Raw genomic sequence first — 26,075 nt, 5'->3', positions numbered from 1 at the left:
GATCGCTCCCCTTTCTGGCAAATTTATTCCCACTCAATGGTTCCCGGTGGCTTGGAGGTAATGTCATAGACCACCCGATTCACCCCCGGCACCTCGTTGACAATGCGGTTGGAAATGCGCTCGAGGAGATCGTAGGGCACCCGTGCCCAATCAGCGGTCATTCCATCTTCACTGGTGACAAACCGCAGCACCACTGGATAGGCATAGGTTCGCTGATCGCCCATTACCCCCACAGTGCGAATCGGCAGCAGCACCGCAAAGGCTTGCCAAAAGTCGTGGTACATCTCGGCGCGGTTAATTTCCTGCCGCACAATCAGATCCGCATCCCGCAGAATCTCTAGGCGTTCCGGGGTCACTTCCCCCAGAATCCGAATCGCTAAACCGGGACCGGGAAAAGGATGCCGCCGCACAATTTCTTCGGGCAGACCCAAGGAGCGTCCGACTTGGCGCACTTCATCCTTGAAGAGCTTGCGCAGGGGTTCCACCAGCTTAAAGCGCAGGTTTTCCGGCAGACCGCCCACATTGTGGTGGCTCTTGATTTTCACCGCTACGCGCTCGCCGGTTTGCGGGTCAATGTTGGTATTTGCCGATTCAATGACATCGGGATACAGCGTGCCCTGAGCAAGGTAGTCAAAAGGCCCTAGCCGCTGCGACTCTTCTTCAAAAACGCGGATAAATTCATGGCCAATGCGTTTGCGCTTTTCTTCGGGATCTGTGACGCCCACCAGTTGGGCAAGGAAGCGATCGCGGGCATTGACGTACTCCACCTTGATGTGAAACTGCTCTTGAAAGAGCTTGAGGAGTCGCTCCGGTTCGCCTTTGCGCATGAACCCTTGGTCAATGAACATACAGGTGAGTTGATCGCCAATGGCGCGGTGGAGCAAAAAGGCCAGTGTCGAGGAATCCACCCCCCCCGATAGGGCAAGGAGTACCCGTTTGTCCCCCACTTTGGCGCGCACTTCACGGATCGCTTCTTCGACAAAGGCAGCCGTTGTCCAAGTGGGTTCACAATCGCAGATGTGATAGACAAAGTTGCGGATCAGGGCAATACCGCCCACGGAGTGCACCACCTCTGGGTGGAACTGAACGCCATAGAGTTTCCGCTCTGGATGGGCGATCGCCGCCATTGGCGTATTGTGGGTATGCGCCAAGACGCGAAAACCGGGGGGCAACTCGGTGACGCTATCACCATGACTCATCCACATAATTGTTTCTTGCTCAACATTCGTGAGCAGATCCGTGGGGTCGTCAATAAAGAGCGCTGCCTTGCCATACTCGCCAGCGGTGGCTCGCTCCACAGTTCCCCCCAACTGTTGCACCATCAGTTGCATGCCATAGCACACGCCAAGGATGGGAATGCCGAGGTTCCAAATTTCTGGATCACATTGGGGAGCATTCTCGTCATAGACGGAGTTGGGGCCACCGGAGAGAATGATGCCCTTGGGGGCTAATTGGGCAAGTTGCTCAGCAGTGGTGCGGTAGGAAATGACCTCGGAATAGACTTGGGTCTCACGAATGCGGCGGGCAATAAGTTCGGAGTATTGCGACCCAAAATCAAGAATGACAATAAGTTGGCGTTGCAGGCCTTGGCCGGCGGCTGTGGCGGGTTGGTGGAGGGTGGAGTGAGTCAACGTTGCAATCCTTCTGATCCCAAATGGCTAATACTTTCCAGAATACCGCCCTTTTCTGAAATATAGTGTAGGCAAATGGGGGTGTGATCCTGTCTGAGAGCGGTCTTGGCTTGCATCGTTGGCTGTATCGCTGCTGTGGCTGGCGGAGGAATCTGCCCAACGATGGTACGATCGCTATCTAAGTAGCGAATGTAACGAATCACCTGCATGAGTGCCCCCCTTACTGTTGAGTCTGTGTTGGCCGTTCTCCGTCCTGTGGAAGATCCCGAGTTACGGCGATCGCTAGTGGAACTCAACATGATCCGCGATGTTGCCATTGAGGATGGCACGGTTCGCTTTACACTGGTACTGACAACCCCGGCTTGTCCCCTACGGGAATTTATTGTCGAGGATTGCAAGAAGGCCGTCTTTACTCTGCCGGGGGTGATGGATGTGCAAGTGGCGGTTACCGCTGAAACGCCGCAGCAAAAGAGCCTGCCCGATCGCACCGATGTAGCAGGAGTCAAGAACATTATTGCCGTCTCCAGTGGGAAAGGGGGGGTCGGCAAAAGTACCGTTGCGGTGAATTTAGCCCTTGCCCTTGCCCAAGCGGGGGCTGCCGTTGGCATTATTGATGCGGATATCTATGGGCCGAATGTTCCCACGATGCTGGGGCTAGAGGATGCCATTGTCGAAGTGCGCAAGGAAGCCAGAGGCGATGTCCTGTTACCTCCGGTAGCTCATGGTTTGAAAGTGGTGTCGATGGCCTTCCTGATTGATCGTGATCAGCCGGTCATTTGGCGCGGTCCCATGCTCAATGGCATTATTCGCCAATTTCTCTACCAAAGCGATTGGGGCGCATTGGACTATCTGATTGTGGATTTGCCCCCCGGCACTGGGGATGCCCAACTCACACTGGCGCAAGCGGTACCAATGGCAGGTGTAGTGATTGTAACAACGCCCCAACCTGTTGCCCTTGGGGATGCACGGCGGGGATTGCGGATGTTTCAGCAGTTGGGAGTCACAGTCCTTGGGCTAGTGGAAAATATGAGCTACTTTATTCCCCCCGATTTGCCCAATCGTCGCTATGACATTTTTGGCAGTGGGGGCGGCGAAGCCTTGGCGGCGGAAATGGGTGTACCCCTTTTAGGACAGGTGCCTTTGGAATTGCCCGTGCGGGAAGGGGGAGATTTGGGTCAACCGATTCTCATTGCGGATCCGCAGTCTGCTTCGGCGCAAGCCCTACGGGCGATCGCCCAACAGGTGGCGGCACGGGTCTCAGTGGCCGCCCTTAGTCCTGTGGGATGAGCAGTAAGCGGCTCAAGATCAAGAATCCCCTTTTTTGGTGGGCGGCTGGCCTCGCCTTAGTTAGCGATCGCCTGACGAAAGCATGGATTGTGGCCACCTATGCCCTAACAGTACCGCCGCAAACAACGCCCATTATCCCCGGTGTCTTTCACATTACCTACGTTACAAATACTGGGGCGGCCTTTAGCCTCTTTGCCAATGGCAGTGTCTGGTTGCGCTGGCTGTCTCTCATCGTGAGCTTGGGTCTGATCACTTGGGCGGTGCTCGGTCCGAGATTAGATCGCTGGCAGCAAGTGGGCTATGGCTGTTTACTGGGTGGCGCCTTAGGCAATGGCATTGATCGCTTTCTCACGGGCGAAGTCGTTGACTTCTTGGATTTTCGCTGGATTCAATTTCCCGTCTTTAACGTGGCGGATATTGCCATTAATATCGGCATTGCGTGTCTTTTGTGGTCGGCATGGCGCCAGCGCTAGCTCGTGCTCCAAGAGAAATCTGCCAAATCCACAAGGAATGTTTCCAGTTCCCCTTGGCGGGTACCGCCGTAGAGGACATTCACTTGATAGACCCATTGATTCGTCCAATCCAGCGCCGTCAACCAGCCACTGCGGCGATGATAAGCACCGGTTTCAATGTCTATCCAGCCAGCACCCCGCACGATTTGTCCTGCTTCGACATTGGGAAACGTAAAGGTAATCGTGTGGCCGACCACAATTGTTTTATCCGCAAAGTAGGGGATGGGGTGGCCTAAAAACGACTCGCGGATCCAGCAGCACTCTTTACTGGTTTGCTGCACTATGGGCAGTGTTGGATCAAGCCCCGCATGGACGATAAACACCGTTCCCAAATCCTGATAAAAAGGCACTCTGTGCAGCCAGTCGAGGTGCTGCCAAAGCAACTCTGTGGAGGTGTAGCTGGCAAGGGTCTCATCCCCACCACTATTCGACCAGACAAAGAGCCGCGCTGGATTGATTTGTTTATTCTCAAAGGTGAGGAGCATCATGTCTTCGTGGTTGCCGCGCACAGCACCATAGCCACACTGGCGCACTAATTCCACGACAGCGGCACTACTCGGCCCTCGATCCACAAGGTCGCCAAGAAAGTACAGGCGATCGCCCACCCGAGGTGAGATGAGATCCAGTAAACGGCACAGGCCTTCATAGTGACCGTGGACATCCCCAATGAGAACAAGGCGATTGTCCTTTGGCCACGCGGCGCGATCGCCCACTCTCGTCACTCCTAGGGTGTCGTCACGGGTGTGAGGGACAAAGAATTGGGAGCGGCCGGCACTTGAGTCGTGTTCTCATAGCTAGGACCAAGCAATGTCGCTACTGTCAGCACTTGGGGTGGGGTGGCATCGGGTGGGTAGAGTAGATCCACAGTAACATCCCGTTTTTCACCTGGACGCATATTTAATGTCACTAATGGTTCTCCCCGCTGACCCCGCCGCTGTACCAAATGGACATAGCGCTCTTGCCTCTGTCCTAAATCATCTGTAAAGCGAACACGCACCGTTCCCCGGAAAAACACTTGGGGAGCCGGGGGTTCCAAAAATTGGAGGACGACACTGCGGTGATCTTGTTTGAGAGGGGTTTGCAGCGTTAGCACCACCGACTGGAACTGACGGGTATTGTTGACCAAGGGCAAGGTCAAACTATAGTGAACACCATAATTGCCATGGGCGTAGTAGGCGGTGTCTGGATAGCGTACCAACATGGGGGCACTTTGAATTTGACCCGTGCCAAGGGTGCCGCGGTGCAGCGTACTAATGCCATAGGAGATGGCTCGCCCCGGTGCCGGAATCGTTAAAGCCTGTCCATGGGTTTGGCCATCGGTGAGGGTGGCTTGCCAGCGAGAGCCTTGACTGACACCGGCCACACGGCCATAAAAGAAGCGCCCAAACTGACCACTATTGGGGGGCGTGGGTGGAATGTCGCGGGGGGTAACCAGTTGACCGCGATGGAGCATTGCCCACCATTCCTCTAGGGTGGGTGCCCGTTCGGTGCCCTGCTCGTTCATGCGGGCAAACATTGACATTTGCGCTAAGTAAATCGGGCCACTACTTTCTAAATACATCAGGGTGGAACGGCCATTGGAGGAGGAGACCTCACCAAAGGGATTTGTATCCGGGATTAGGGGTAACTTGGGGCCGACGCTGCCATCGGCATTGAGCATAAACTCTGCCCGAACCCGATTGAGTACCGCATTGGGAAATTGAGTGGGCAACGGCAGCGGCAAATTCGCCAGCATCCGCGCTTCGCGAGGGGGAATGGTTATCTGTGAGGGAAAGAACGTCTGCCGTACCCCCCGCAGCACTTGGTTGGTGACGCGACTCCCAGGCCCTGAAAAAACAAAGCCCGTGGGGTTATCGAGCATGGCGGGCAAATTGCGGAAGGGAGCATCTGGCGTACTTAAAAAACTAGCGGCTTGATGAAATCTCACCGTGACATAGCGATCCGTTGGGTTATAGGCAAGCAGCCCCAAATAGAGGGTTGGCGTACTCACCGCCCGATTGGATTGGGTAATGTGGTGGGCAAAGACATCAAAGCGCCCCTCTAAGGGATAGTTGAGGTGAGCCGCCGGTTGCCATTTCCCGTGGGGTGGAAAGGTGGAGAGGAGAATCCCCTCAGAGCGCACCATCTCTGGACTATTGCTGTTAAACACGGGGACATCGTCCAACTTGCCGGGTAAAGGACGAATGTCTTGGGGGAAGTAGGCAAAATTGGTGGGTGTGACGTAGGCCGTTGCCGCAGGTGGCGAGGGGACTTCAGGGGGTCTTAGATTGGCGGGTACAGTATTGGCTTGGACAACAACATTCGAGCGAAGCGAATATCCCTGTACCAGAGTGGATGCATGTTGGGGTGGAGTTGCTAGAGCGGCTTGTGCCACAAGAATGGGAGCAAGCATATTCGATCCAAACCACAGCATTACATGAGTGAGCAGTTCGCAAAAGTCAGGACAGGATCATCGTTTCTGCCCAAAAGTTGCATTCCCAAAGTATAGCCTAGGTTTGTAGAAAATCCGCTCAAGACCGCATAGAGCTCGCGGCATGAACGTAATTCCGGTTTAGCTTGCTGCGCGTAATGCCAGCCTAGAACTGGGTTTCAGACTGCGCCAAGTGCTGATTAGAAAGTGGTCTAGGCCAATTCTCGATCGCTCAGTGTCCTATAGATTGGCCACGCTCAGCACTGGACAAGTTGATGCAGGATAGCCTCTGATCTGCTGGAGGTATCCCTTATTTTAGAGTAAGTTCTGTATCCCTAGATTGGTGTCAAATATTCAGAAAATCTAAAGAAACTCAACAAAGTCTTAAGGTTTTTGCTGCCATGTTTATAATTCTCTCAGAAGCGGTAGTTGGCCGCCCGTGAGGATTGAGTACTGTCAATTTTATGAAGCCCCGCATCTTAATCATTGATGATGACCCTGCGATCGCCGACGTGTTGGCAATTAACCTGCAAATGGCGGGCTACGAGGTTACAAAGTCCTTAGATGGGATGCAAGGGCAAGCCCTCGCTGTGCAACTTTCGCCGGATCTGATTCTCCTTGACCTGATGTTGCCGCAAGTGGATGGCTTTACAATTTGCCAACGCCTGCGCCGCGATCCCCGTACTCAAGATATTCCGATTTTGATGTTGACGGCCCTCAGCCAAACCCATAATAAAGTGGAAGGATTTAATGCCGGTGCCGATGACTATCTCACCAAGCCCTTTGAATTGGAGGAAATGCTGGCCCGGGTACGCGCCCTCTTGCGCCGCGCCGATCGCATTCCCGCCACGGCAGGCCATCGCGAAATCCTCAGCTATGGGCCATTGACACTAGTGCCTGAACGGTTTGAGGTCTCTTGGTTTGGCAAAATTATTAAGCTGACGCGCCTTGAATTTGAACTCCTGCACTGCCTGCTGCAACGCCATGGCCAAACGGTCTCCCCCAGTGAAATTCTCAAGGAAGTCTGGGGCTATGACCCCGATGATGATATTGAAACTATTCGCGTCCACATCCGCCACCTGCGGACAAAACTAGAGCCGGATCCGCGGAATCCGCGCTATATCAAAACCGTCTATGGGGCTGGCTATTGTCTAGAACTGCCCAGTCAGATTGAGCCACCATCTGCATCCTAGGTTGGGTTGTTCGCAGTCGGTAGTTGTAGAGGCTTGAGGGGAACCGCTTGGGCAAAGACCTCCTCATTGATGGTTTCACCAATCTTGCTGAGGCGTTCTGCCACGGCTTGGCGAAAGCGAATTTGTAGCTCGATCGCCAAACTAGAAAAGTCCGTGATGGCAGGGTTGAGGGTGAGGGTGTTCCCTGTTCGTGTTAGAACGCCCGCTTTGACATAGTTGGCGATCGCCCGCTTAATCTCCTGCTGACCAATGCGCTGCTGCCGCCGACGAGCTTGCTCAAGAATAATATTTATCATTCTCTCAAAAGGGGCATTGCGGGGACGATGGGCAATTAACCACTGTCCCACCTGAGTCAGTAAAAAATCGGCCGCCACTTCATCGGCAAAGATACCACGGTAGATCGAGACGGTGTGAATGGTTTGGGGACTGGAGGTGCGCAGGGTGTAGCGCTCAGGTAGGTTATTGCGCCAGCAGAGAATCGTTCTACCCAATTGACCATTCACCGCAACGCCAATTTGTAACTGATGGTGTGTGGTTAAGTAGGCCACTAATTCAGAGGGCTTGCAAAAGCCAAATCGCAGCGGATCCAATTGGGGGGCAACGGATCTCATTTCTAAAAATACGGTATTAAAGACCATACCCCTAGCCAATTCTCGCCGTCTTGTTGCATCAGTGGTGTAGTAGGAGAATAGCTCCAAAAGTTTTTCAGTTTCCCGTTGTTGAATCGCCGATGGCGGAATTTGTTCATAGTTCAACGGCTCAATGGGAAGACGCCGAGGTGAGGATGGCGCGGTGCGATTTTCTCGATTGGGTTGACGCGGGGGAGGCGTGCCGTTTCTGCCATTGGTGGCGGGGTCGGACTGAATGAAGGGATTCTCAAGGAAAATAAATCGGTGGCACACTCGCTGAAAACTATCACTGGCGGCATTACGGTAGGCACAGCCAATCACGGTTTTACCGTAATCCCGTAGGCGTAGGGCAATGGAGCCAAAACCACCATCGCCGGAGATGAGCACAAAAGTATTGATGTCGGGATGCTGGTAGGCTAGATCAATGGCATCAAGGGCAAGTTGAATGTCCGCTGCATTACGCTGATTGTGATTGCGACCATAGACCCCTACCCGCTCGATTTGCGATCGCTCCAGTTGGGCGTTGAGGGCTTGGAGAATTTGATTTTGCCAGTTCCCATAGGCACGCTGGATGGCGATTTCCCCCAGATCAATAGTGCTTTTAATTGCCTCCAGAACGTTGTCTAGGGAAACAAGCTCATTCACTTGGGCGGGGTCTAGTCGCTGCCCTTGGTTAAAGACTAAGTTCTCAATGTCGTAGAGGACAGCGGTTTTTAGGGCAGTTGCTGGGGGTTGGGGTCTTTGCAGGAGTGTCTGAATGGTTTGCAGAGCCGCACTCTGGGCATGAATGGCTTCAATGAGCGGTTCAAGTTGCTGGGCAGCTAGTGGGGAGGCGTCCCTTAGATTGTCCGTGAGGGTTTGCCGTGTCTGGGCGATCTCGTGGAGAATCGGGTGCAGGGCTTCAGGAAGTGCTTGGTGCAGTTGCTGTTCAAGGTCAGTGAGTTGTTGGCGTTGTTGTGCCAGTTCTTGCAGGAGCAGTGCTTTGAGTTCGGTGCTCTCTGGGGAGGAGGAGAGGACGGTGTGAATGTCTCGAATGAGGCGATCGCTACGGCGTTGGTTCTTTTCAATGAGGGGTGCACCCGCAAGGGCACCGATGCCACTCCCTAAAAGGGTTGCTAAGGGTTGTTGGGGTTGAATCAGTGTGGCAATACCACCGAGGGCGATCGCGCTAACAGGAGCAATCAACCAAAGCTCTGGCTTCATTCAAAAAGGAAATGTGATAGGAATAACATGAATTAGAGAATCATGATAGCAAAAAATCTTTAGGCACTGAGTTGGGCTTGGCGCAGTTGACCACAGGCGGCTTGCCGATCCAGACCCCGCGATCGCCGAATGCTGGCGGTTACCCCCAAGGCGTACAGTTGAGCCAAAAATTGTCGCAATTGCTGATCACTGGGACGCTGATAGGCTGCCTCAGTAATCGGATTGTAGGGAATCAGATTGACATGGCTCTGAAAGCCCCGCAATAGCTGCGCTAGCTCCTCAGCATGCTGGGGGCGATCGTTGACCCCTGCTAGAACTGTATATTCAAAGGTGACGCGGCGCCCCGTTTGCTGCACATAGGCACGACAATCGGCAATCAGTTGGCTGAGGGGATAGTGCTTGGCGCTGGGAATGAGCTGCTGCCGTAGGGCTTGGTTGGGGGCATGGAGGCTGACGGCAAGGGTGATTTGCAACTGATATTGTGCCAGTCGCTGAATTTGTTGGGGAATACCAACCGTTGAGAGGGTAATGTGCCGCTGACCAATGCCAATATCGCGATTCAAGCAGGTGACCGCTGGGATAACAGCCGCTAAGTTTAAGAGTGGCTCTCCCATACCCATAAACACCACATGGCTGACGCGCCGCCTCATTTCACTCTGGATCGTTAGCACCTGATCGACGATTTCATGGCAAGCCAGATTGCGGCGATACCCGCCTTTACCGGTGGCACAAAAATCACAGGCCATGGGGCAACCCACTTGGGAAGACACACACACCGTCAGGCGATCGCCACTGGGAATGCCCACCGTTTCAATGGTTTCGCCATCAGCTAAGGTCAACAGAAGCTTCACAGTGCCATCTTGGGCATCATGGCGATAGCGAATCTCTGAGCGGCCAATCTCTACTCCTGCGAGGGTATCACGCCACCGTTTTGGAAAAACTGTAATCTCTTGGAGCGATCGCGCCCCCTTTTGATAGAGCCACTGATGGAGTTGTTGTGCCCGATAGCTAGGCTGCCCTTGGGCTTCGACCCATGCTTTCAACTCTACTGCGGACTGTCCCAGCAGCGCCATAGTGTTCAACCGCTTCACTTCCCCTTGATCCTAACAAACTGCCAACCTGCTCTTTTCTGGAATAGGGGCACAAGAAAGAACGCTGAGGCGCTGGGACAATTGCTTTGCAGTTTTGCTAAGAGCAGTTAATCTTTCTCTTGCTGACGGGTCAGCAGCACTAAAATTTGCGAGACCCCAGAGAATGCCAGCTGAGTTTTGTCCAAGATTGTGGCGCATGCAAGCACCTCTGGATTCAAATATTCTCTGATACGGCTGATATTCAAAGATAGCCCCTTGACTTGGTTTGAGAGTTTTTGTTAGATTTAGAGGTGCTTGAAAATCTCTGAACCTATTCCCCAGAGCGGGATTGACAACTGAATACTGGCCGAGGCTAAAAATTTTACAGTCACAAAAAAACCAAGTGCCAGAGGTGCTTGAAAAGTGACTGTGCTAAGCTAGTCCTAGAGGCATTTCTAGGGCGCCGCTGTGCCTCTACCTCTGATGCCGTAAGGCGTTGAGCACGATTTTAGGGAGCACTTTATGAAGTTACAAGGAAGTGCCTCTACCTCTGATGCCGTAAGGCGTTGAGCACAATGTAGTTTTTTAATAAATCAGGAGTTACAGGTGCCTCTACCTCTGATGCCGTAAGGCGTTGAGCACAATAAGTATGCTAATATTGAATTTTCTGAAAAAGGTGCCTCTACCTCTGATGCCGTAAGGCGTTGAGCACTATGGTCAGCCTGAACATCAGCCTGAACAAGCGAGTGCCTCTACCTCTGATGCCGTAAGGCGTTGAGCACGATCTAGGGAAATAAGCCCTAAGGGACAAAAGTGGCGTGTGCCTCTACCTCTGATGCCGTAAGGCGTTGAGCACGATTCTCCAGCAGAATCCTGTATTGGATTACAACGTGCCTCTACCTCTGATGCCGTAAGGCGTTGAGCACTTCTTGCTCTTCTATGTTAAAGATTTTCTTTTTTGGTGCCTCTACCTCTGATGCCGTAAGGCGTTGAGCACTTCCTGAATTGGAACTCTGTTACCGTAACCGTCGTGCCTCTACCTCTGATGCCGTAAGGCGTTGAGCACAAGTCGGGAACAACAGGGTTTACTGGTTCTTTAGCGTGCCTCTACCTCTGATGCCGTAAGGCGTTGAGCACGGTCGTTGTTGAACCCTGCCGCCATTAGTTTATTCGTGCCTCTACCTCTGATGCCGTAAGGCGTTGAGCACGCGGGTCGGAGTCGACGATATAGAAAAGCCCGCTAGTGCCTCTACCTCTGATGCCGTAAGGCGTTGAGCACTCGTCGCCGCCCCTGTCCCTTGTCTCTGTCCCTTGTCGTGCCTCTACCTCTGATGCCGTAAGGCGTTGAGCACACCGCTTTCCTTGGTCTTTCCTTGGCCGCTTTGTGCCTCTACCTCTGATGCCGTAAGGCGTTGAGCACAAAACTAACCAAAAACACCACTACGTTAATTATATGTGCCTCTACCTCTGATGCCGTAAGGCGTTGAGCACAAGAAAATGAATTTGGCATGTAATTATTTTGAGGAGTGCCTCTACCTCTGATGCCGTAAGGCGTTGAGCACGCGTCCTTCTGGGGCAATCTGGTCGTCCTTTTGGGTGCCTCTACCTCTGATGCCGTAAGGCGTTGAGCACAGGAAACACTGCCGCAAAGAGTAGTAATCGCGGACTATGTGCCTCTACCTCTGATGCCGTAAGGCGTTGAGCACACTTAGAAGAGGCTTGGCGCCTTGACCATTTACTTGCGGGTGCCTCTACCTCTGATGCCGTAAGGCGTTGAGCACATAATCCAAATTCTCTTGATTTGGTTGTATTAAGTTGTGCCTCTACCTCTGATGCCGTAAGGCGTTGAGCACTAAAGGTGTCTTCAAGGAATAAGCCTGTGATAGAAGTGCCTCTACCTCTGATGCCGTAAGGCGTTGAGCACTAATCTTTAAGTCCTTCTATATCAGTACTGTAAGGAACGTGCCTCTACCTCTGATGCCGTAAGGCGTTGAGCACGAGGTCTGTCCAAGGAGGCTCAGGGACGCTCATCATGTGCCTCTACCTCTGATGCCGTAAGGCGTTGAGCACCATAAGTTACTTTGAGAAATAGGTTCTTTAATAAGGTGCCTCTACCTCTGATGCCGTAAGGCGTTGAGCACGTTTGGAACAGAAAAATATCTCAGAAGTGTACAAGTGCCTCTACCTCTGATGCCGTAAGGCGTTGAGCACCCAGTATCCCCAAAACCATGGGGAAAGTGATTGTGTGCCTCTACCTCTGATGCCGTAAGGCGTTGAGCACTTAGAAAGCGAACGCAGATCAGAAAGCGGGCGCAAGTGCCTCTACCTCTGATGCCGTAAGGCGTTGAGCACGGTCTGTAAACCCTTGTTTGGTGAGGCTTTCTGGTGCCTCTACCTCTGATGCCGTAAGGCGTTGAGCACACTTGGCTCTTGGCTCTTGGCTCTTGGCTCTTGGTTGTGCCTCTACCTCTGATGCCGTAAGGCGTTGAGCACTGGCTTAGACAATTTCACCCACCGCTCCAATACGTAGGTGCCTCTACCTCTGATGCCGTAAGGCGTTGAGCACGCCGCCTACTCTTGACTACTCTGGCCGCCTACTCGTGCCTCTACCTCTGATGCCGTAAGGCGTTGAGCACCTCGATCTGCTGGGCGACTCAGCCTTCCCAATTTTAAGTGCCTCTACCTCTGATGCCGTAAGGCGTTGAGCACGCGTTAATTCAATCCACCATTCCCCTATTCCTTGTGCCTCTACCTCTGATGCCGTAAGGCGTTGAGCACCATACAGATCATCAAACGGGACACCGCAAGAGAGTGCCTCTACCTCTGATGCCGTAAGGCGTTGAGCACTGGATTCGCTCGGCAGCAGGGGCGGGAACTCGCATCACCCTTGATTTGCCGATGCCGTCAACAGTTGTTGCAGGTAGGTCTGCGCAGGGGAATAGTCAGGGTTAAATTCAAGGGTCTTTTGAAAATAGGCGATGGCGCGATCGCGCTCCTGAAGGGTCATGTAGGTAAAACCTAGACTATAGGCGGGTTGAGTGGTCATCCACTGGCGATCGAAGGGTTCAGCGCGATCGTAGGTTCCCTGCTCAAAGAGATCTAAACAGCGGTGAAAGTAGGGCAAGGCTCCGCGATGCAAGCCCAATTCAAAGATGAGTAACCCCGCCACATAGAGCAGGGGCGGATAGCGATCAAAGAAGCGTAGGCCATAGCTGAGGTAATACTGAGCCGTTTCGTAGTCCTTGGCCTCAAAGGCACGGTAGCTCACCCAAAAAAGAAGATGGCGCAGCCAAGTCGTCTCCTGAGGCAGAATTCCCTGTGCCACGGCAGGGGCAATTTGCTCAAGGGCTTGTTCATACCAAGCTTGGGCGCGATCGCCATCGCCACAGGCGGCATAGTGATCCCCAAGACACACCAAGTTTTGCAGTCGGCGATCGCCCTGCTGCACCATTTTTTCGAGGATGGGAATATTGCGATCGCGAAGCTTTGCCAGAAACTGATCTGGCGTCTGTTGGTTGTGGTGAATGAGATAGACCCCCTGCAACTGACCCACCACTGTCTGCCGCTCCCGATAGTACAGTTGCTCATGGAGTGCCCCGGCAAAGTGAAGATCAGGAAAACGGCGGCCAAAGCGGACATTCCAAAACTCACTCCAGTTGCGATCGCTCGCCTGTTCACGGCGCAGCAGACTCCACTGATTGATGGCATCCCCACTTGCAGCGCTCAACTGGTCTCGCCATTGGGGATCTGTAACCACCAATTCTTCATCGGCATCAATGTAAAAGACCCACTCCCCGCTTGCATGGGCTAGGGAGGCATTGCGGGCGGCAGCAAAATCTGCTTGCCAGACAACGGCATGGACATGGGGAGTAAACTCGCGGGCAATGGCGATCGTCCCATCGGTGGAACCCGTGTCCACAACAATGATTTCATCCACCCAAGGCTGCACCGACTGCAAGCAGCGCCGTAATTGATGGGCTTCGTTTTTGACAATCATGCACAGAGACAGCAGCGGAGCCATAGCAGCGAAGGCACTACAGCCGTTTGAGATACTTGGCTTCCAGCAAAAAGGCACCCCGCGCTAGGCGCACGACCCAATAGTTCCCCGGTTGCTGGCCGAGGATCACCCCCTCTTCACCGAGGGTGAGGATACTGGCGGGACGCAACATTGGCATTGGCTCCGCTGTTTTCACATAGGGGGGCAGTTCCACAAGGCGAACGCGATCGCCCACCGCAAAGGCTTCTTCCATTCCCACCAAAGAATGCTCGAAATGCGTAATTCTGGTAGCACAATTTTCAATTTAATATACTGGTTTCGCCTGTGAGATTTTTGTCAAAAGTTTTAGAGTGTCTTCAAGTAGCTTAATAGGTCGGCCATGTCTTGGGGTTGGGCTTGAAACTTGGGCATGGGAGGGGTATCGCCGCTAATAATTTGCTGGATGAGCTTTGCTTGCGATCGGCGGTGGCTAATCTGCACAAGGCTAGGACCCACTTCGCCCTTGCCATCAATGCCATGACAAGCCGCACAGTTGAGAATAAAAATTTGCTCGCCGCGACTCGGATCGCCCACCGCTGCTCGTACCGATTGAATGTAGGGATCCCGCAGGGGCAATAGCAGAGAAACCCCCCAACCGCCACCCACCACCAGCACGACCAAGACAGGCAGCAGCCAGCGCCATACCGTTGATCGAACCCCAACCGTGTTGACTAAACTCATTCACTTATCGGGAAAGATTAAAAATTGTTTATTATTGTTACAACTGCATTCTAAACCCTGAGCTCAGCGAGATTCAAGCCACTAAGTAAAAATTCCTAGACAAAAGCAAGGGCTTGAGCTATCCACTAAGGACTGTGAAAGCGACGATACACCATGCGCAATGCCTCGCGATCGCCGACATTGCCGGGGAACAGCACCACTGGTAATGCGGGAAAACGGGGATGATCAGCACCCGTGCGCACCACGGAGCAGCCCGGAATCACTTGCCCCAAGAGGCGAACCGTGGCTAAGTTTAAGCCCTTACTCAGCACATCGTTGGAGGTGATGCCCCCCTTGCTGATCAGGTAGCGCAAATCGGCGGGCAACTGCTGGACGATCGCCATCAGCACTTCCGAGACTCGCTGCCCAAAGGCTAACCGTGTCGCTGCATCCGCGAAGGTGAGTTCCTCACGACTGGTAAAGATGACGGGGGTTTTCTCACTGGCGATCGCCTGATCCACTGCCGCCAAGACTTCGTTGATAATGTCAGGTTCAGCCGCCCCACTGTCGCGCAATCGAGCCACGGGCACTTCAATGGGAAACACATCGGGTTCCTCCAGCAAAGCGGTCAGTTGTTCAGTAGTTTTGCGCACGTGGGAACCCACCAAAATCGCACCATAGCGGCCAGGGCGGCAATAGGTGGCCATTGCCTCTGGGGGGGTGGGCTGGGGCGGCAGCTGCGCTAAGGCCGTGAGCAAACTGGCAGCACTGCGGAACAAAAAGCGTTTTCCTTGACTGGCAAGCTCAAGCACTGCTGCTGCAAATTGGTCTAAATCCTCTTGGCTCTCGGCATCCACCACCCCACAGACATTGCCTTGTAACTGACTCAAGCGGCTGCGCAGGGTCTCTGGATTGCGCACATCGGCAAGGACAAAACGCTCTACGGCTGCGGCGGGGATGCGCCCTTGGGTCTTTTCGGCCACATAGTCGGGTAAGTAGCTGTGGTGATAGCCAAAGACGGAATCGCGGGCAAACTCCGTTTCATGAACGGGCACCGGCTGACCTGCAACAAGCAGATAGTGCTGGCTATCACGGGTAATGCGCCCCCCCTCTAAAAAGGCAGGCACCAGAAAATGGGCATCAAAGGGTCCCAGTTCAGCGGCAATCACATCGGTTTCAAGGGGGTAGTGGCCGCGGAGGGTGGAGTCGGAACGGCTGACAACCATGTAATCGGTGGTGCCGGTTTGGGCGATCGCCGCCTTCAAATGACAGCAAACGGTGCGCGTGACCTCCGCTGCGATTTCTGGAGGCAAAGCACGGGTATTGGTGAGGATAAAGAAAATGGGCACCCTATCGGTGAGGCCACGACAGAGGGTATCCACATCCCAGCGGGTCAACAGCAGGCAACTGTGCACTGTTTGCGAACCGGTGGGGTCATCATCTAGAACAATAATTTTTGGGCGCGTCACCGAGGGCATCTCCGACACTCTTTCGTTTGCAGTTTATCATTGGGGCGATCGCGACAGTTCTTTTCTAAAACATGGGGTACCTAGGGTGATAAGAATTCTTGAGAACTCTTGAAAAATCCGATCTGGTTGCTCCCTATGAATGCTTGTTGTCAATGGATTATTGGGTGCCTGTTTAGGGGATGCCCTTGGTGTACCCATGGCAGCGTCTTTTGAATGATTAGTTTTAGCACGCAGAAAGCTGAGGCTTAGACGCTGAAATACTTGGCGGTGGGATGGTAGCAGATGATCGCCGTGGTGGATTGCTCAGGGTAGAGTTGTTCACTCTCGTCCATATACATCCCCATGCGATCGCTCTCGAGGAGTCGCAGTTGCGTATATTGATCCTGCATATTGGGGCAGGCAGGATAGCCAAAGCTATAGCGGGAGCCTTGGTAGCGCTGGGCAAGAATATCGCGAATCGACTCTGGATCGGGAGTGCAGCCCAATTCACGGCGAATGCGGGCATGACACCACTCTGCGAGGGCTTCCGCCGTTTGCACCGCCATGCCGTGGAAGTAGAGGTAGTCACTGTATTGATTGGCCGCAAATAGCTCCTGCGCCACTTGGGTAGCAATTTCACCAACGGTCACCGCTTGCATGGGAAAGACATCAATGATGCCCGATGCCGCAGGGGCAAAAAAGTCGGCAATACAGAGGCGGCGGCCACTCTTTTGGCGGGGGAAGGTAAACTGGGCGATCGCCCGCTCAGGGACGCAGGCACTTTTGTCACCAACCCGCTGCGGATCGTAGAGATAGACCGTGTTACCCTCACTTTGGCAGGGGAAGTAGCCATAAATCAGTTCAGGATGGAGTAGGTTTTCCGCAAGGATGCGCTGTTTCCACTCCTCAAGGATGGGATAAACCTTCTCGGCAAGGAAGGCATCATAGGTGGCACGGTCTTGATCCTTGGGTTTGCGAAACTGCCACTGACCCGCAATCAGGGCTTGGAGATCCAGATAGGCAAAGACCTCAGAAAGGGGAATCTGATCCGCCTTGAGGTGACGAATGCCCCAGAAGGGGGGTGTGGGGCGGGGAATCTCCACCGCAACAGCTTCAGAACGGCGTGTATCTACTACTTCTGGCGTTTCGGGTTCAGTCACCAAGGGGGGTTCGGGGGCGATCGCCGGTGTGGCCTCTGCCTCTGGGGGAGAGACCGTTGTGCCATCCAAAAATCCTTGGCGATCGTCCCACTGCCCTGCGGCCTTTGCCCGCATCAGCCGATCCATAAAGTGCAAATCGGCAAAAGCATCCTTGCCATAGATCACTTGACCGTGGTAGGTGGCGCGGCAATCCTCGTAGACAAATTTGGGTGTGAGGGCCGCCCCCCCCAGAATCACGGGAACGGTAATGCTCCGCTCATTAAAGACCTCCAGATTCTCCTTCATAAAGGCGGTGGATTTCACCAAGAGGCCGCTCATGGCAATGCAGTCTGCCTGATGCTCCTCATAGGCTTGGATGATATTTTCAACGGGTTGCTTAATCCCCAAGTTAATCACCCGATAGCCATTGTTGGTGAGGATAATATCCACCAAGTTTTTGCCAATATCATGGACATCCCCCTTCACCGTGGCAATAACGACAGTGCCCTTGGCGGTGTCCCCCGTGGCAGATTTCTCCATAAAGGGTTCGAGGTAGGCGACGGCGGCCTTCATCGTTTCTGCGGACTGCAAAACAAAGGGCAGTTGCATCTGCCCAGCGCCAAAGCGTTCACCCACCACCTTCATGCCATCGAGCAAGAAGGTATTGATAATTTCAAGGGGAGCATAGGTTTCAAGGGCTTTGGCGAGGGTGTCCTCCAGCCCCAGGCGATCGCCATCAATAATGTGGCGCTTTAGCCGCTCCTCAATGGGCAGGTTCTCCACCTGCGAGCGATCCGGTTGGGTGGTTTTGCCCTCAAAGAGGCGGGTCAGTTCCGCAAGGGGGTCATAGACACACACGTCCCCCTCAAATCGCCGCCGATCATAGATCAGATCACGGCACACTTCTTGGTGCTCTGGCTCAATTTTCGCCAAGGGCAGAATCTTGGCAGCACTGACAATGGCAGCATCCATGCCCGCCTGCATCGCCTCATGGAGAAACATCGAGTTCAGGACTTGGCGAGCCGCTGGGTTTAAACCAAAGGAGATATTCGAGACCCCCAGCAAAATATGACAGCCGGGGAGTTCAGCGCGGATACGGCGAATGGCGGCAATGGTTTCCCGACCGTTGACCCGATCCTCCTCAATGCCTGTGGAAATCGGCAGTGCCAAAGGGTCAAAGAAAATCTCGTAGGGGGGAATGCCATAGTCAAGGGCGGCTTTATAAGCCCGTTCAGCAATGGCAAACTTTTTCTCAGCCGTTCGTGCCATCCCCTCTTCATCAATCGTGCCGACCACAACGCCAGCGCCATAGGTTTTCGCCAGTTCCAAAACTTTGTAAAAGCGGGGTTCACCATCCTCGAAGTTGGTGGAGTTGAGCAGGCATTTGCCCCCCGCCACCTTTAGCCCCGCTTCCATTTTTTGCCACTCCGTAGAGTCAAGCATCAGGGGCAGGGTGACATTGGTAACCAACCGCGACACCAACTCGTGCATATCCCGCACGCCATCGCGCCCCACATAGTCCACGTTGACATCAAGGATGTGGGCACCTTCACGCACTTGGGCACGGGCAAGGGCAACGAGGCCATCCCAGTCTTCGGCATTGAGGAGATCGCGGCATTTTTTCGAGCCACTGGCATTGAGCCGCTCACCAATGATCAGGAAGGAATTCTCTTGGTCGTAGGGCTGCGGGCTGTAGATCGAGGCAGCCGCGGGAATCCGTTGGGGCGATCGCGCCTTGGGGGTCAGGGTGGCAGCAATTTCGGCAAGGGCAGCAATGTGATCCGGTCGAGTGCCGCAACAGCCGCCAATCACTTGCACCCCAAAGTCCTCGACAAAGCGGGTGAGGGCTAGCCGCAGTTCCATCGGTGTTAATTTGTAGTAGGCACAACCACCAATGTTCTCAGGCAAGCCGGCGTTGGGAATGCAGGAAATCACAAAGGGGGAGTGCTGCGAGAGGTAGCGGATATGCTCCGTCATCAGGTCAGGCCCTGTGGCGCAGTTGAGTCCCAAAATATCAATGGGATAGGGTTCCAGAATCGTCAGGGCAGCACCAATTTCCGAGCCAACCAGCATCGTGCCCTGCTGCTCCATCGTCACGGAGACCATGAGAGGGCGGCGTTCTCCCCGCTCTCGAAAGACGGCCATTACCCCATTGAGTGCCGCCTTGATTTGCAGCACGTCTTGGCAGGTTTCAATAATAAATAGGTCAACCCCGCCATCAAAGAGACCCGCCGCTTGTTCGCGAAAAGCTGTGTAGAGGGTGTCGTAGTCGATGTGGCCAAGGGTGGGGAGTTTGGTACCAGGCCCCATTGAGCCAGCGACAAAGCGGGGTTTTTCGGGGGTGCTAAATTCAGCGGCCACGGACTTGGCCAGTTCGGCGGCTTTCTTGCTAATTTCGTAGGCGCGATCGCCCAAATTGTATTCACTGAGAACAACGGAGGAGGCTCCAAAGGTATTTGTTTCAATGACATCGGCGCCTGCTGCCAAAAAGTCCCGATGCACCTTGGCCACCGCCTCTGGCTTGCTGATGACCAAGTATTCATTGCAGCCTTCGTACGCCTTGCCCCCAAAGTCCTCTGCCGTCAGGTTTTGCGCCTGAAGATTCGTGCCCATTGCGCCATCAAAGACAATGACGCGCCGCGGTTCTGCATGGAGATACTCAAGAAACGACATAGACATCCACCAAGGCCAGCCGATTTGCACCAGAGGGTTTTTCTGATTTTAATCTCTCCGGGAGCGGTACAGCCCTTTGCTCACGGATGGAACTGACAGCTCGGCCTTGACACTTCTTGCGACAAAAAAATTAGGGGTGCAGAAAAAATAGAATTCAACACCCCCCTTCAAAAAACTGAGTACTCAGCCTGTTTTTGATGACAGTATTTCTCTGTTCTTGTTGTTTCCATTTAATCTACTTCCCCGAAGGGAAGCAAGACCCAAGGTCAAGGACATGATATTTCTGATGCCTCTGACTTGTTTCCATTTAATCTACTTCCCCGAAGGGAAGCAAGTTGCATTGAGTGAACCAAACATGAAACCTATTTCAATTGTTTCCATTTAATCTACTTCCCCGAAGGGAAGCAAGCCCGCAAGACCTGCGGGGACATCTGCATGCTCAGGTGGTGTTTCCATTTAATCTACTTCCCCGAAGGGAAGCAAGTAAATTCTCCAAGCCGCAGCAGGACACAGTTTTGTGGGTGTTTCCATTTAATCTACTTCCCCGAAGGGAAGCAAGTCTCCCCGAAAACTTGCGCGAGAACTTGATGCGCGAGTTTCCATTTAATCTACTTCCCCGAAGGGAAGCAAGCGCAATTTACTTTACGTGCCATCGGATTTGCGGCAGTTTCCATTTAATCTACTTCCCCGAAGGGAAGCAAGTGATAGTAAAAATCACTAATGACGCTCTAGATCTAGTTTCCATTTAATCTACTTCCCCGAAGGGAAGCAAGCTGCTAGTTCACAAAGCGCAATAAACATATTTTCAAGCTCAGTTTCCATTTAATCTACTTCCCCGAAGGGAAGCAAGCTAAGAACAACGCCCTATTGGCGGATATTATTTCCGCTGTTTCCATTTAATCTACTTCCCCGAAGGGAAGCAAGATGAGAAAGAAAAACAAACGCAGGGTTGCAAAAACCCTGGTTTCCATTTAATCTACTTCCCCGAAGGGAAGCAAGAAAAAGAACAAAAAGAAACCTCCGATTTATTTAAGGAGGTGTTTCCATTTAATCTACTTCCCCGAAGGGAAGCAAGAGCATCTTCAATATAGCCTCTCCCTGAGCGGATTGCAACCCCCTGTTCCGAGGGATCCCCTGCGAGGGGTGTCAAATCATTTTCTACGAAGCCACTGAAAATACTCAAACCCTCTTCTAGAGGGACTCCGAGGGATTCTACGCAAGAATCAGAAATTGGGGCACTCGAATAGATCCGTCGGCAGAGAAAATTGACTAGCGTAACGCATCCCTCCCCGGAGAGTGTGCAGTCTGGGAGGCGGCTAATTCTTGAGCCAACAGTTGCTGGTAAATCTCTTCGAGGTGGGGTGTGATCAGGTTGCTTTCAAGGCCGTAGCCCAGACTAGTCCACGTATCCGACAGTAGGGCAAAAACTTCCTGTACACGTCCCTCCCGCAAGAGTTGGGGAATATCGGCATTCCAAGCAGCCGGATCTGTCAGCCAGCGATAGACCACCTGATCTTGATACTCTGGGGCAAAGCTATAGCCCTGCCAAAACCAGCTCGGCGGTTGGGGATGATAGCGGGCGGCTTTTTCTTCCCAAGTGGTGGTGAGAAATTGATAGCGGCCTGCGGCGGTGGTACATAGGTGCTGATTGGGACCGCGGCGAATGGGAATACAGCGATCGGGATGCTGGCTGAGGTCTTGGACGTGTTCGCCACCATAGAGCAGGGTGTAGGGATTGGCGTCGTTGGCCTCACTGGCAGAAATGGTGCGCATCAGTGCCCGTACATAGGGATCACCCCCCTGCATGACTAAGGGGGCAATTTGACCCGGCTGCCAGCGGTACCAGTACCACCAGAGGGCACTTGAACGCGACCCAAAAAAGAAATAGCCCATGCCCACTAGAAGAGCGATCGCCAGCAACCAACGGGAAAACCGCACCAACTGATCCTCACACTGCCGCAATTGAGCGGAATAACTCTGGATAGGCGGCTGGGGTTTGATCAGGACGGCTGACCACCTCAAAAATTTTGTTGTAGGCACTTGGCTCGCCCAAGGCTGCCACACAGATTTCCGCCACCCGCGATCGCGCGATACTCCCCTCAAAGAGGGTATCTGCTGGGGCAATGATCGGAAAGCCACCGTCATCGGTTTCCTTCAGACCCCCCGGCCGCACAATCGTGTAAGTTAGACCGCTTTCTTGGAGATAACGTTCTGCCTGCTGCTTCCAATACAAAATCAGCCAAAAAAGATTCAGGGGATGGAAAAATTGCGAGACACACAGCGACGAGACGAGAATAAACTGCTGCACATGGGCAGCTTTGGCGGCATCCACCAGATTCTTGGTGCCCAGATAATCCACACTTAGGGGTTCCAAGGGGTTGAGGCTGGGGCTGGCTCCCGTGGCACAGATGACTGCTTCACACTCTTTGAGCGCCGGGGGCAGCGTCTGCGGTTGGGTCACATCAGCGGTGCGAATCTCTACCGTTGGCCAGCGCCCTTGGGCTTTGGCGGGATTGCGCACAACAGCGATCGCCTGATGCTCAGACGCTTGTAGGGCACTCACAATGCGATGACCCGTGCGACCTGTGGCACCAACCACGGCAACTTTCACAAGCTGTTCCTCCGATGGCAACGCCTTTGATCATAGGGGAATATCCCAGTCTTCTTCATCCTCTGGGGGAGCGTCCTTGGGGGGTGGCGGCGTCAGAATGCGGTATTCGGCATCCACAACCTCTTCTGGGGGTGGCGGGGCTTTGGCGGTGGTTTTGCGGGAAGGGCGATATTGGTACGAGTAGGTCGTGCGGGGGCGATCTTGAATCTCTGGTTCGCGGGGGGCTGGCTCAGGCTCGCTAAACCAATCCTCCACATCGCTGGTATCGATCTCTGGTTCATCCTCCGGCGGACGCATCGAGGCATCCAGTTCTGGTTCAGGGGGTTGCGATCGCGGGGTTGGCCGCGCTACTGGCGCTTCTGCGGTTAGCCAGAGTAAACACTGCCCCGCCACGATTCCTGAGAGGGCTGCCACCACAAGCCAAGCGGCAAGGGGGAGCGCCGGAGTTTGCTGTCCCAAAAAGCGCAGCGAGACCAGCGGCTGCCAATTTTGGACGACCAGTGTACTGAGCAGGGCGATCGCCCCCAGATAAATCCAAGCGCGCATTAGGAAAGGGGTCCTTGCCAACGTTGCAGCGGCACACAATCTAACCCTAACTGATCAAGGGCACGGGCGATGACAAAATCCACTAGATCCTCAATGGTCTGCGGCCGGTGATACCATGCAGGGATGGCGGGTACAATTCGCGCCCCGGCCATTGCCAATTGGGTGAGGTTTTGCAGATGAATGAGACTAAAAGGCGTTTCGCGGGGCACCAGCACCAACGGACGGTGTTCCTTGAGGTGGACATCGGCCACCCGCTCTAGGAGATCCGAACTCAGTCCTGCCGCCAACTTAGCGACCGTACTCATACTACAGGGCAGAATCACCATGCCCAAGGTGCGAAAGGAACCGCTGGCGATCGCCGCTGCCACATCCGTGGGTCGGTGACAGGTGAGGGATCCCGTCCAGACTTGGGCTTGTTGGCGCCAAAACAGTTCCTGCTTCTCGGGCTGAATCGGCAGGGTGAGGCCATATTCTGCTTGCCACACCTGGTGCACGGCCTTTGATGCCACTAATTGAATAGGATAGTCCGCCTGTAATAGAAATTTAATGGCACGCACTGCGTAAATGAGACCCGATGCACCCGTTACACCCAAAACAATTGGCAAAGAAGAGGAGGTCACAACCGCGATCACCAAACAAAACCGTTATAAGGTTAACAAAGTTAGGGCAACCGTCCCCTTTTGATGCACTGCAATCCCGCCCAACGCGACTTGGTAAATGCCCATGACAGCGCCTGACCCTGCATTTTCTTCCCCCAGTGAGTGGGCAGCCGTCTCTCCCGAAGTGCTCAGGGAGCTATTTGATGCGGCCTTGTTGGAGGGACTCGTGAGTAGTGAAACCCCAGATATAGAAGCACTGTTTCAGGATTTGACTCCCCTCGATCTCAAACCAGCAGCGGGTGCGATCGCCCCCGAACAGTGGCAACAACTGCAAGCCCAACACCAGCAAATTACCCAGCACCTTGAGGAAACCCTGACCTACCTTGCCAAGGTGAAAGCATTGGCCTACCAGCTTCAGGCCGTAGCCAGTGAGTTTGTGCCCACTCCCAAATACCGCCGCCGCCAACCGCCCCCTCCCCATCCCTTGGAATATCTCACGGCTGAACTCCTGCGGGCGATCGCCCACACCCAAGCCAGTTTAGAACCGGTCTATGAACCCCTCCATCAACTGGGGGAAACCCTCAATGGTACCTCGACGCCACAGATTAGTGAATTTCCCCTAGAGCCTTAGTTAGGGGGCATGCGTGGCGTCTCCAATTGCGGTTCACTGGGGACGGGAGGGGTAGGTATCGGCTCAGGACTGGGTTTCGGGGTGGCAGTTGGCTCAGGGGTGGGTGTTGGTGTGATTGTCGGTGGAGGCGGAGGTGTTGGTGTTGGTTCAGGCTTCGGCGTGGGGGCTTTAACTGCCAGTTGCAGCAGTTCCGGCACAGTGACAAAGCGATAACCTTTTTGCCGCAGGCGACGAATCAGCGTGGGGAGAGCTTTGCGGGTAGTGGCGCGATCGCCGCCGCCATCGTGAAGCAAAATAATACTACCCGGTTTCACTTCCTTGAGGGTGCGCTCAACAATGTCCGCTGCTGTGGTGTTGGGGCGGGTGTCGTGGGTATCCACCGACCACAGGATGATGGCGTAGTTTTTCGACTTGGCATAATCCACTAGCCCCGTGGTCAGATTGCCCCCCGGTGGCCGAAACAGGCGCGTTTGCGCTTGGCTTTGCTTGGCAATGAGCGCAGAGGTGTTTTCAATTTCTTGCTTGGCGACTTCAGGACCAACGGGCTGATAGGGATGACTCCAACTATGGTTGCCAACGGCATGACCGGCTTTGACAATGTCAGCAATGATATCGGGGTACATGAGGGCGTGCTTACCAATCACAAAAAATGTGGCTTTGACCTCCTCCTCCTTGAGAATTCGCAGCACTTGGCGGGTTGAGGTTCCCCAAGGGCCATCATCAAAGGTCAGCGCCACCACTTTTTCGGGCTTCAAGGGTTTGACTTGAGAGACCAACTGCCCCCAAAACTTGCTAGGACTGAGAAAGCGTGGCACATCCGCTGCTAGCGTTGCCGATGCTGCAAACAAGGCCAAGACCACCGACAGGTACCACTGCCGTCCCATGGATACTCCTTGAGCGATGGTGACTTAGGGGGCGATCGGCGTTGGCTCCTTTAGCAGTGGAAATCCCAAGGCTTCCCGTTGTTGCACATAGGTTTGGGCGACCCGCCGTGCCAAGCCCCGAATGCGACCAATGTAGCGAGTGCGCTCTGCCACCGAAATCACACCACGGGCATCCAGCAGGTTAAAGGTGTGGGAACACTTGAGCACATAATCCAAGCTGGGTAGTACCAACTGCTTTTCTAGAAGCTGCTCCGCCTCCTGCTGGTAGAGACTAAAAAGGGTGAACAATCGTTCCGGATCTGAGGCCTCGAAGTTGTAGGTGGACTGTTCAATTTCCCCTTGCAAATGGACATCGCCATAGGTGAGCGTGGGGTTCCAGCGGATACTGGCGATCGCATCCACCTCCTGGAGGTACATGGTCAACCGTTCCAAGCCATAGGTAATCTCAATGGACACCGGCCGACAATCTAAGCCACCACACTGCTGGAAATAGGTAAACTGCGTCACCTCCATACCATCGAGCCAGACCTCCCAGCCCACACCCCACGCGCCAACGGCCGCATCCTCCCAGTTGTCTTCAACAAAGCGAATGTCATGCTCTTGGGGGCGAATGCCAAGGGCGCGTAGCGACTCCAAATAGATCTCTTGGATATTCTCAGGGGACGGCTTAATCAGCACTTGGTACTGGTAGTAGTACTGATAGCGGTTGGGATTCTCGCCATAGCGGCCATCTCCGGGTCGGCGACAGGGTTCGACATAGGCCACTGCCCAAGGCTCAGGGCCGAGGGCACGCAAAAAGGTATGGGGGCTTTTGGTACCGGCGCCCTTTTCCACGTCATAGGGCTGGGCAATCAGGCATCCCTGAGCCGCCCAAAACTGGTGCAGTGTGGCAATAACGTCCTGAAAGTACATG

21 protein-coding genes and 2 CRISPR repeat arrays are annotated in these 26,075 nt (G+C 53.9%); of the genes, 4 read left to right on the top strand and 17 right to left on the bottom strand.

Annotation, left to right across the window (positions count from 1 at the left end):
* Positions 1-23 precede the first annotated feature (23 nt).
* Complete coding sequence (guaA, locus tag RHH27_RS02345; protein WP_302677225.1) at positions 24-1,631, bottom strand: glutamine-hydrolyzing GMP synthase; 1,608 nt, start codon at positions 1,629-1,631, stop codon at positions 24-26.
* Positions 1,628-1,840 (bottom strand): hypothetical protein, encoded by a 213-nt coding sequence (locus tag RHH27_RS02340; protein ID WP_302678745.1) that lies wholly within the window; start codon positions 1,838-1,840, stop codon positions 1,628-1,630. Before RHH27_RS02340 ends, guaA begins: the two co-directional genes overlap by 4 nt.
* Here RHH27_RS02340 and RHH27_RS02335 point away from each other — a divergent pair.
* Both RHH27_RS02335 and lspA read left to right on the top strand, forming a co-directional pair.
* Positions 1,839-2,918 (top strand): Mrp/NBP35 family ATP-binding protein, encoded by a 1,080-nt coding sequence (locus tag RHH27_RS02335; protein ID WP_149820305.1) that lies wholly within the window; start codon positions 1,839-1,841, stop codon positions 2,916-2,918. The two genes, RHH27_RS02340 and RHH27_RS02335, sit on opposite strands and share 2 nt — an antisense overlap.
* The gene (gene lspA, locus RHH27_RS02330; RefSeq protein WP_206200904.1) at positions 2,915-3,391 is read left to right on the top strand and encodes a signal peptidase II; all 477 of its coding nucleotides are present in this window, start codon (positions 2,915-2,917) and stop codon (positions 3,389-3,391) included. Before RHH27_RS02335 ends, lspA begins: the two co-directional genes overlap by 4 nt.
* Here lspA and RHH27_RS02325 read toward each other — a convergent pair.
* The gene (locus tag RHH27_RS02325) at positions 3,388-4,143 is read right to left on the bottom strand and encodes a metallophosphoesterase (RefSeq protein WP_302678744.1); all 756 of its coding nucleotides are present in this window, start codon (positions 4,141-4,143) and stop codon (positions 3,388-3,390) included. The genes lspA and RHH27_RS02325 overlap by 4 nt on opposite strands.
* 11 nt (positions 4,144-4,154) lie before the next feature.
* A complete protein-coding gene (locus RHH27_RS02320; protein ID WP_302678743.1) occupies positions 4,155-5,822 on the bottom strand; it encodes a DUF3370 domain-containing protein in 1,668 nt (555 codons plus the stop codon).
* A 482-nt stretch (positions 5,823-6,304) separates the two neighbouring features.
* Here RHH27_RS02320 and RHH27_RS02315 point away from each other — a divergent pair, with 482 nt between their 5' ends.
* On the top strand, positions 6,305-7,033 hold the full coding sequence (locus tag RHH27_RS02315; RefSeq protein WP_302678742.1) for a response regulator transcription factor: 729 nt from the start codon (positions 6,305-6,307) through the stop codon (positions 7,031-7,033).
* On the opposite strand, the gene RHH27_RS02310 is transcribed toward RHH27_RS02315, so the two are convergent.
* The 11 genes from RHH27_RS02310 to RHH27_RS02260 form a co-directional block, all read right to left on the bottom strand.
* The gene (locus RHH27_RS02310; protein ID WP_302678741.1) at positions 7,030-8,865 is read right to left on the bottom strand and encodes an NYN domain-containing protein; all 1,836 of its coding nucleotides are present in this window, start codon (positions 8,863-8,865) and stop codon (positions 7,030-7,032) included. The genes RHH27_RS02315 and RHH27_RS02310 overlap by 4 nt on opposite strands.
* A gap of 59 nt (positions 8,866-8,924) precedes the next feature.
* Positions 8,925-9,938, bottom strand: a complete 1,014-nt coding sequence (gene rlmN / locus RHH27_RS02305; RefSeq protein ID WP_302679143.1) for a 23S rRNA (adenine(2503)-C(2))-methyltransferase RlmN — start codon at positions 9,936-9,938, stop codon at positions 8,925-8,927.
* 465 nt (positions 9,939-10,403) lie between these two features.
* Positions 10,404-12,782: a CRISPR direct-repeat array (repeat unit 36 nt; unit sequence GTGCCTCTACCTCTGATGCCGTAAGGCGTTGAGCAC).
* Between the two features lie 34 nt (positions 12,783-12,816).
* Positions 12,817-13,932: a glycosyltransferase family 2 protein gene (locus RHH27_RS02300; protein WP_302678740.1), complete on the bottom strand. Its 1,116-nt coding sequence runs from the start codon at positions 13,930-13,932 to the stop codon at positions 12,817-12,819.
* Positions 13,933-13,969: 37 nt separating this feature from the next.
* Positions 13,970-14,185, bottom strand: a complete 216-nt coding sequence (sipA, locus tag RHH27_RS02295) for a regulatory protein SipA (protein WP_302677217.1) — start codon at positions 14,183-14,185, stop codon at positions 13,970-13,972.
* 92 nt (positions 14,186-14,277) lie between these two features.
* Entirely contained in the window at positions 14,278-14,652 is a 375-nt protein-coding gene (locus tag RHH27_RS02290) for a cytochrome c (protein WP_302678739.1), read from the bottom strand.
* Positions 14,653-14,777: 125 nt separating this feature from the next.
* On the bottom strand, positions 14,778-16,109 hold the full coding sequence (locus RHH27_RS02285) for a four-carbon acid sugar kinase family protein (RefSeq protein WP_302678738.1): 1,332 nt from the start codon (positions 16,107-16,109) through the stop codon (positions 14,778-14,780).
* Between the two features lie 236 nt (positions 16,110-16,345).
* Positions 16,346-19,897 carry a methionine synthase gene (metH, locus tag RHH27_RS02280; RefSeq protein WP_302678737.1) on the bottom strand — a complete coding sequence of 1,184 codons (3,552 nt, stop codon included), beginning with the start codon at positions 19,895-19,897 and terminating at the stop codon, positions 16,346-16,348.
* Positions 19,898-20,113: 216 nt separating this feature from the next.
* A CRISPR array of direct repeats spans positions 20,114-20,966; the repeat unit is 36 nt; unit sequence GTTTCCATTTAATCTACTTCCCCGAAGGGAAGCAAG.
* A 194-nt stretch (positions 20,967-21,160) separates the two neighbouring features.
* Entirely contained in the window at positions 21,161-21,784 is a 624-nt protein-coding gene (locus RHH27_RS02275; RefSeq protein WP_399364952.1) for a lysozyme, read from the bottom strand.
* A 55-nt stretch (positions 21,785-21,839) separates the two neighbouring features.
* Positions 21,840-22,502: an SDR family oxidoreductase gene (locus tag RHH27_RS02270; RefSeq protein ID WP_286668649.1), complete on the bottom strand. Its 663-nt coding sequence runs from the start codon at positions 22,500-22,502 to the stop codon at positions 21,840-21,842.
* Positions 22,503-22,532: 30 nt separating this feature from the next.
* Positions 22,533-23,048, bottom strand: a complete 516-nt coding sequence (locus RHH27_RS02265; RefSeq protein WP_302678736.1) for a hypothetical protein — start codon at positions 23,046-23,048, stop codon at positions 22,533-22,535.
* Positions 23,048-23,668 (bottom strand): flavin prenyltransferase UbiX, encoded by a 621-nt coding sequence (locus tag RHH27_RS02260; RefSeq protein WP_302678735.1) that lies wholly within the window; start codon positions 23,666-23,668, stop codon positions 23,048-23,050. The genes RHH27_RS02265 and RHH27_RS02260 overlap by 1 nt, the downstream gene beginning before the upstream one ends.
* Positions 23,669-23,771: 103 nt before the next feature.
* Here RHH27_RS02260 and RHH27_RS02255 point away from each other — a divergent pair, with 103 nt between their 5' ends.
* The gene (locus RHH27_RS02255; RefSeq protein ID WP_302678734.1) at positions 23,772-24,278 is read left to right on the top strand and encodes a hypothetical protein; all 507 of its coding nucleotides are present in this window, start codon (positions 23,772-23,774) and stop codon (positions 24,276-24,278) included.
* On the opposite strand, the gene RHH27_RS02250 is transcribed toward RHH27_RS02255, so the two are convergent.
* Positions 24,275-25,162, bottom strand: coding sequence for a polysaccharide deacetylase family protein (locus RHH27_RS02250; protein WP_302678733.1), 888 nt, complete (start codon positions 25,160-25,162; stop codon positions 24,275-24,277). The two genes, RHH27_RS02255 and RHH27_RS02250, sit on opposite strands and share 4 nt — an antisense overlap.
* Positions 25,163-25,186: 24 nt before the next feature.
* Positions 25,187-26,074: a glycine--tRNA ligase subunit alpha gene (gene glyQ / locus RHH27_RS02245; protein ID WP_206200889.1), complete on the bottom strand. Its 888-nt coding sequence runs from the start codon at positions 26,072-26,074 to the stop codon at positions 25,187-25,189.
* Between the last annotated feature and the right edge of the window lies 1 nt (position 26,075).

Source organism: Thermosynechococcus sp. PP555 (assembly GCF_031583225.1).
GTDB lineage: Bacteria > Cyanobacteriota > Cyanobacteriia > Thermosynechococcales > Thermosynechococcaceae > Thermosynechococcus.
Note: the sequence above shows the minus strand (reverse complement) of the source record. Positions and strands in the feature narration are given on the sequence as shown.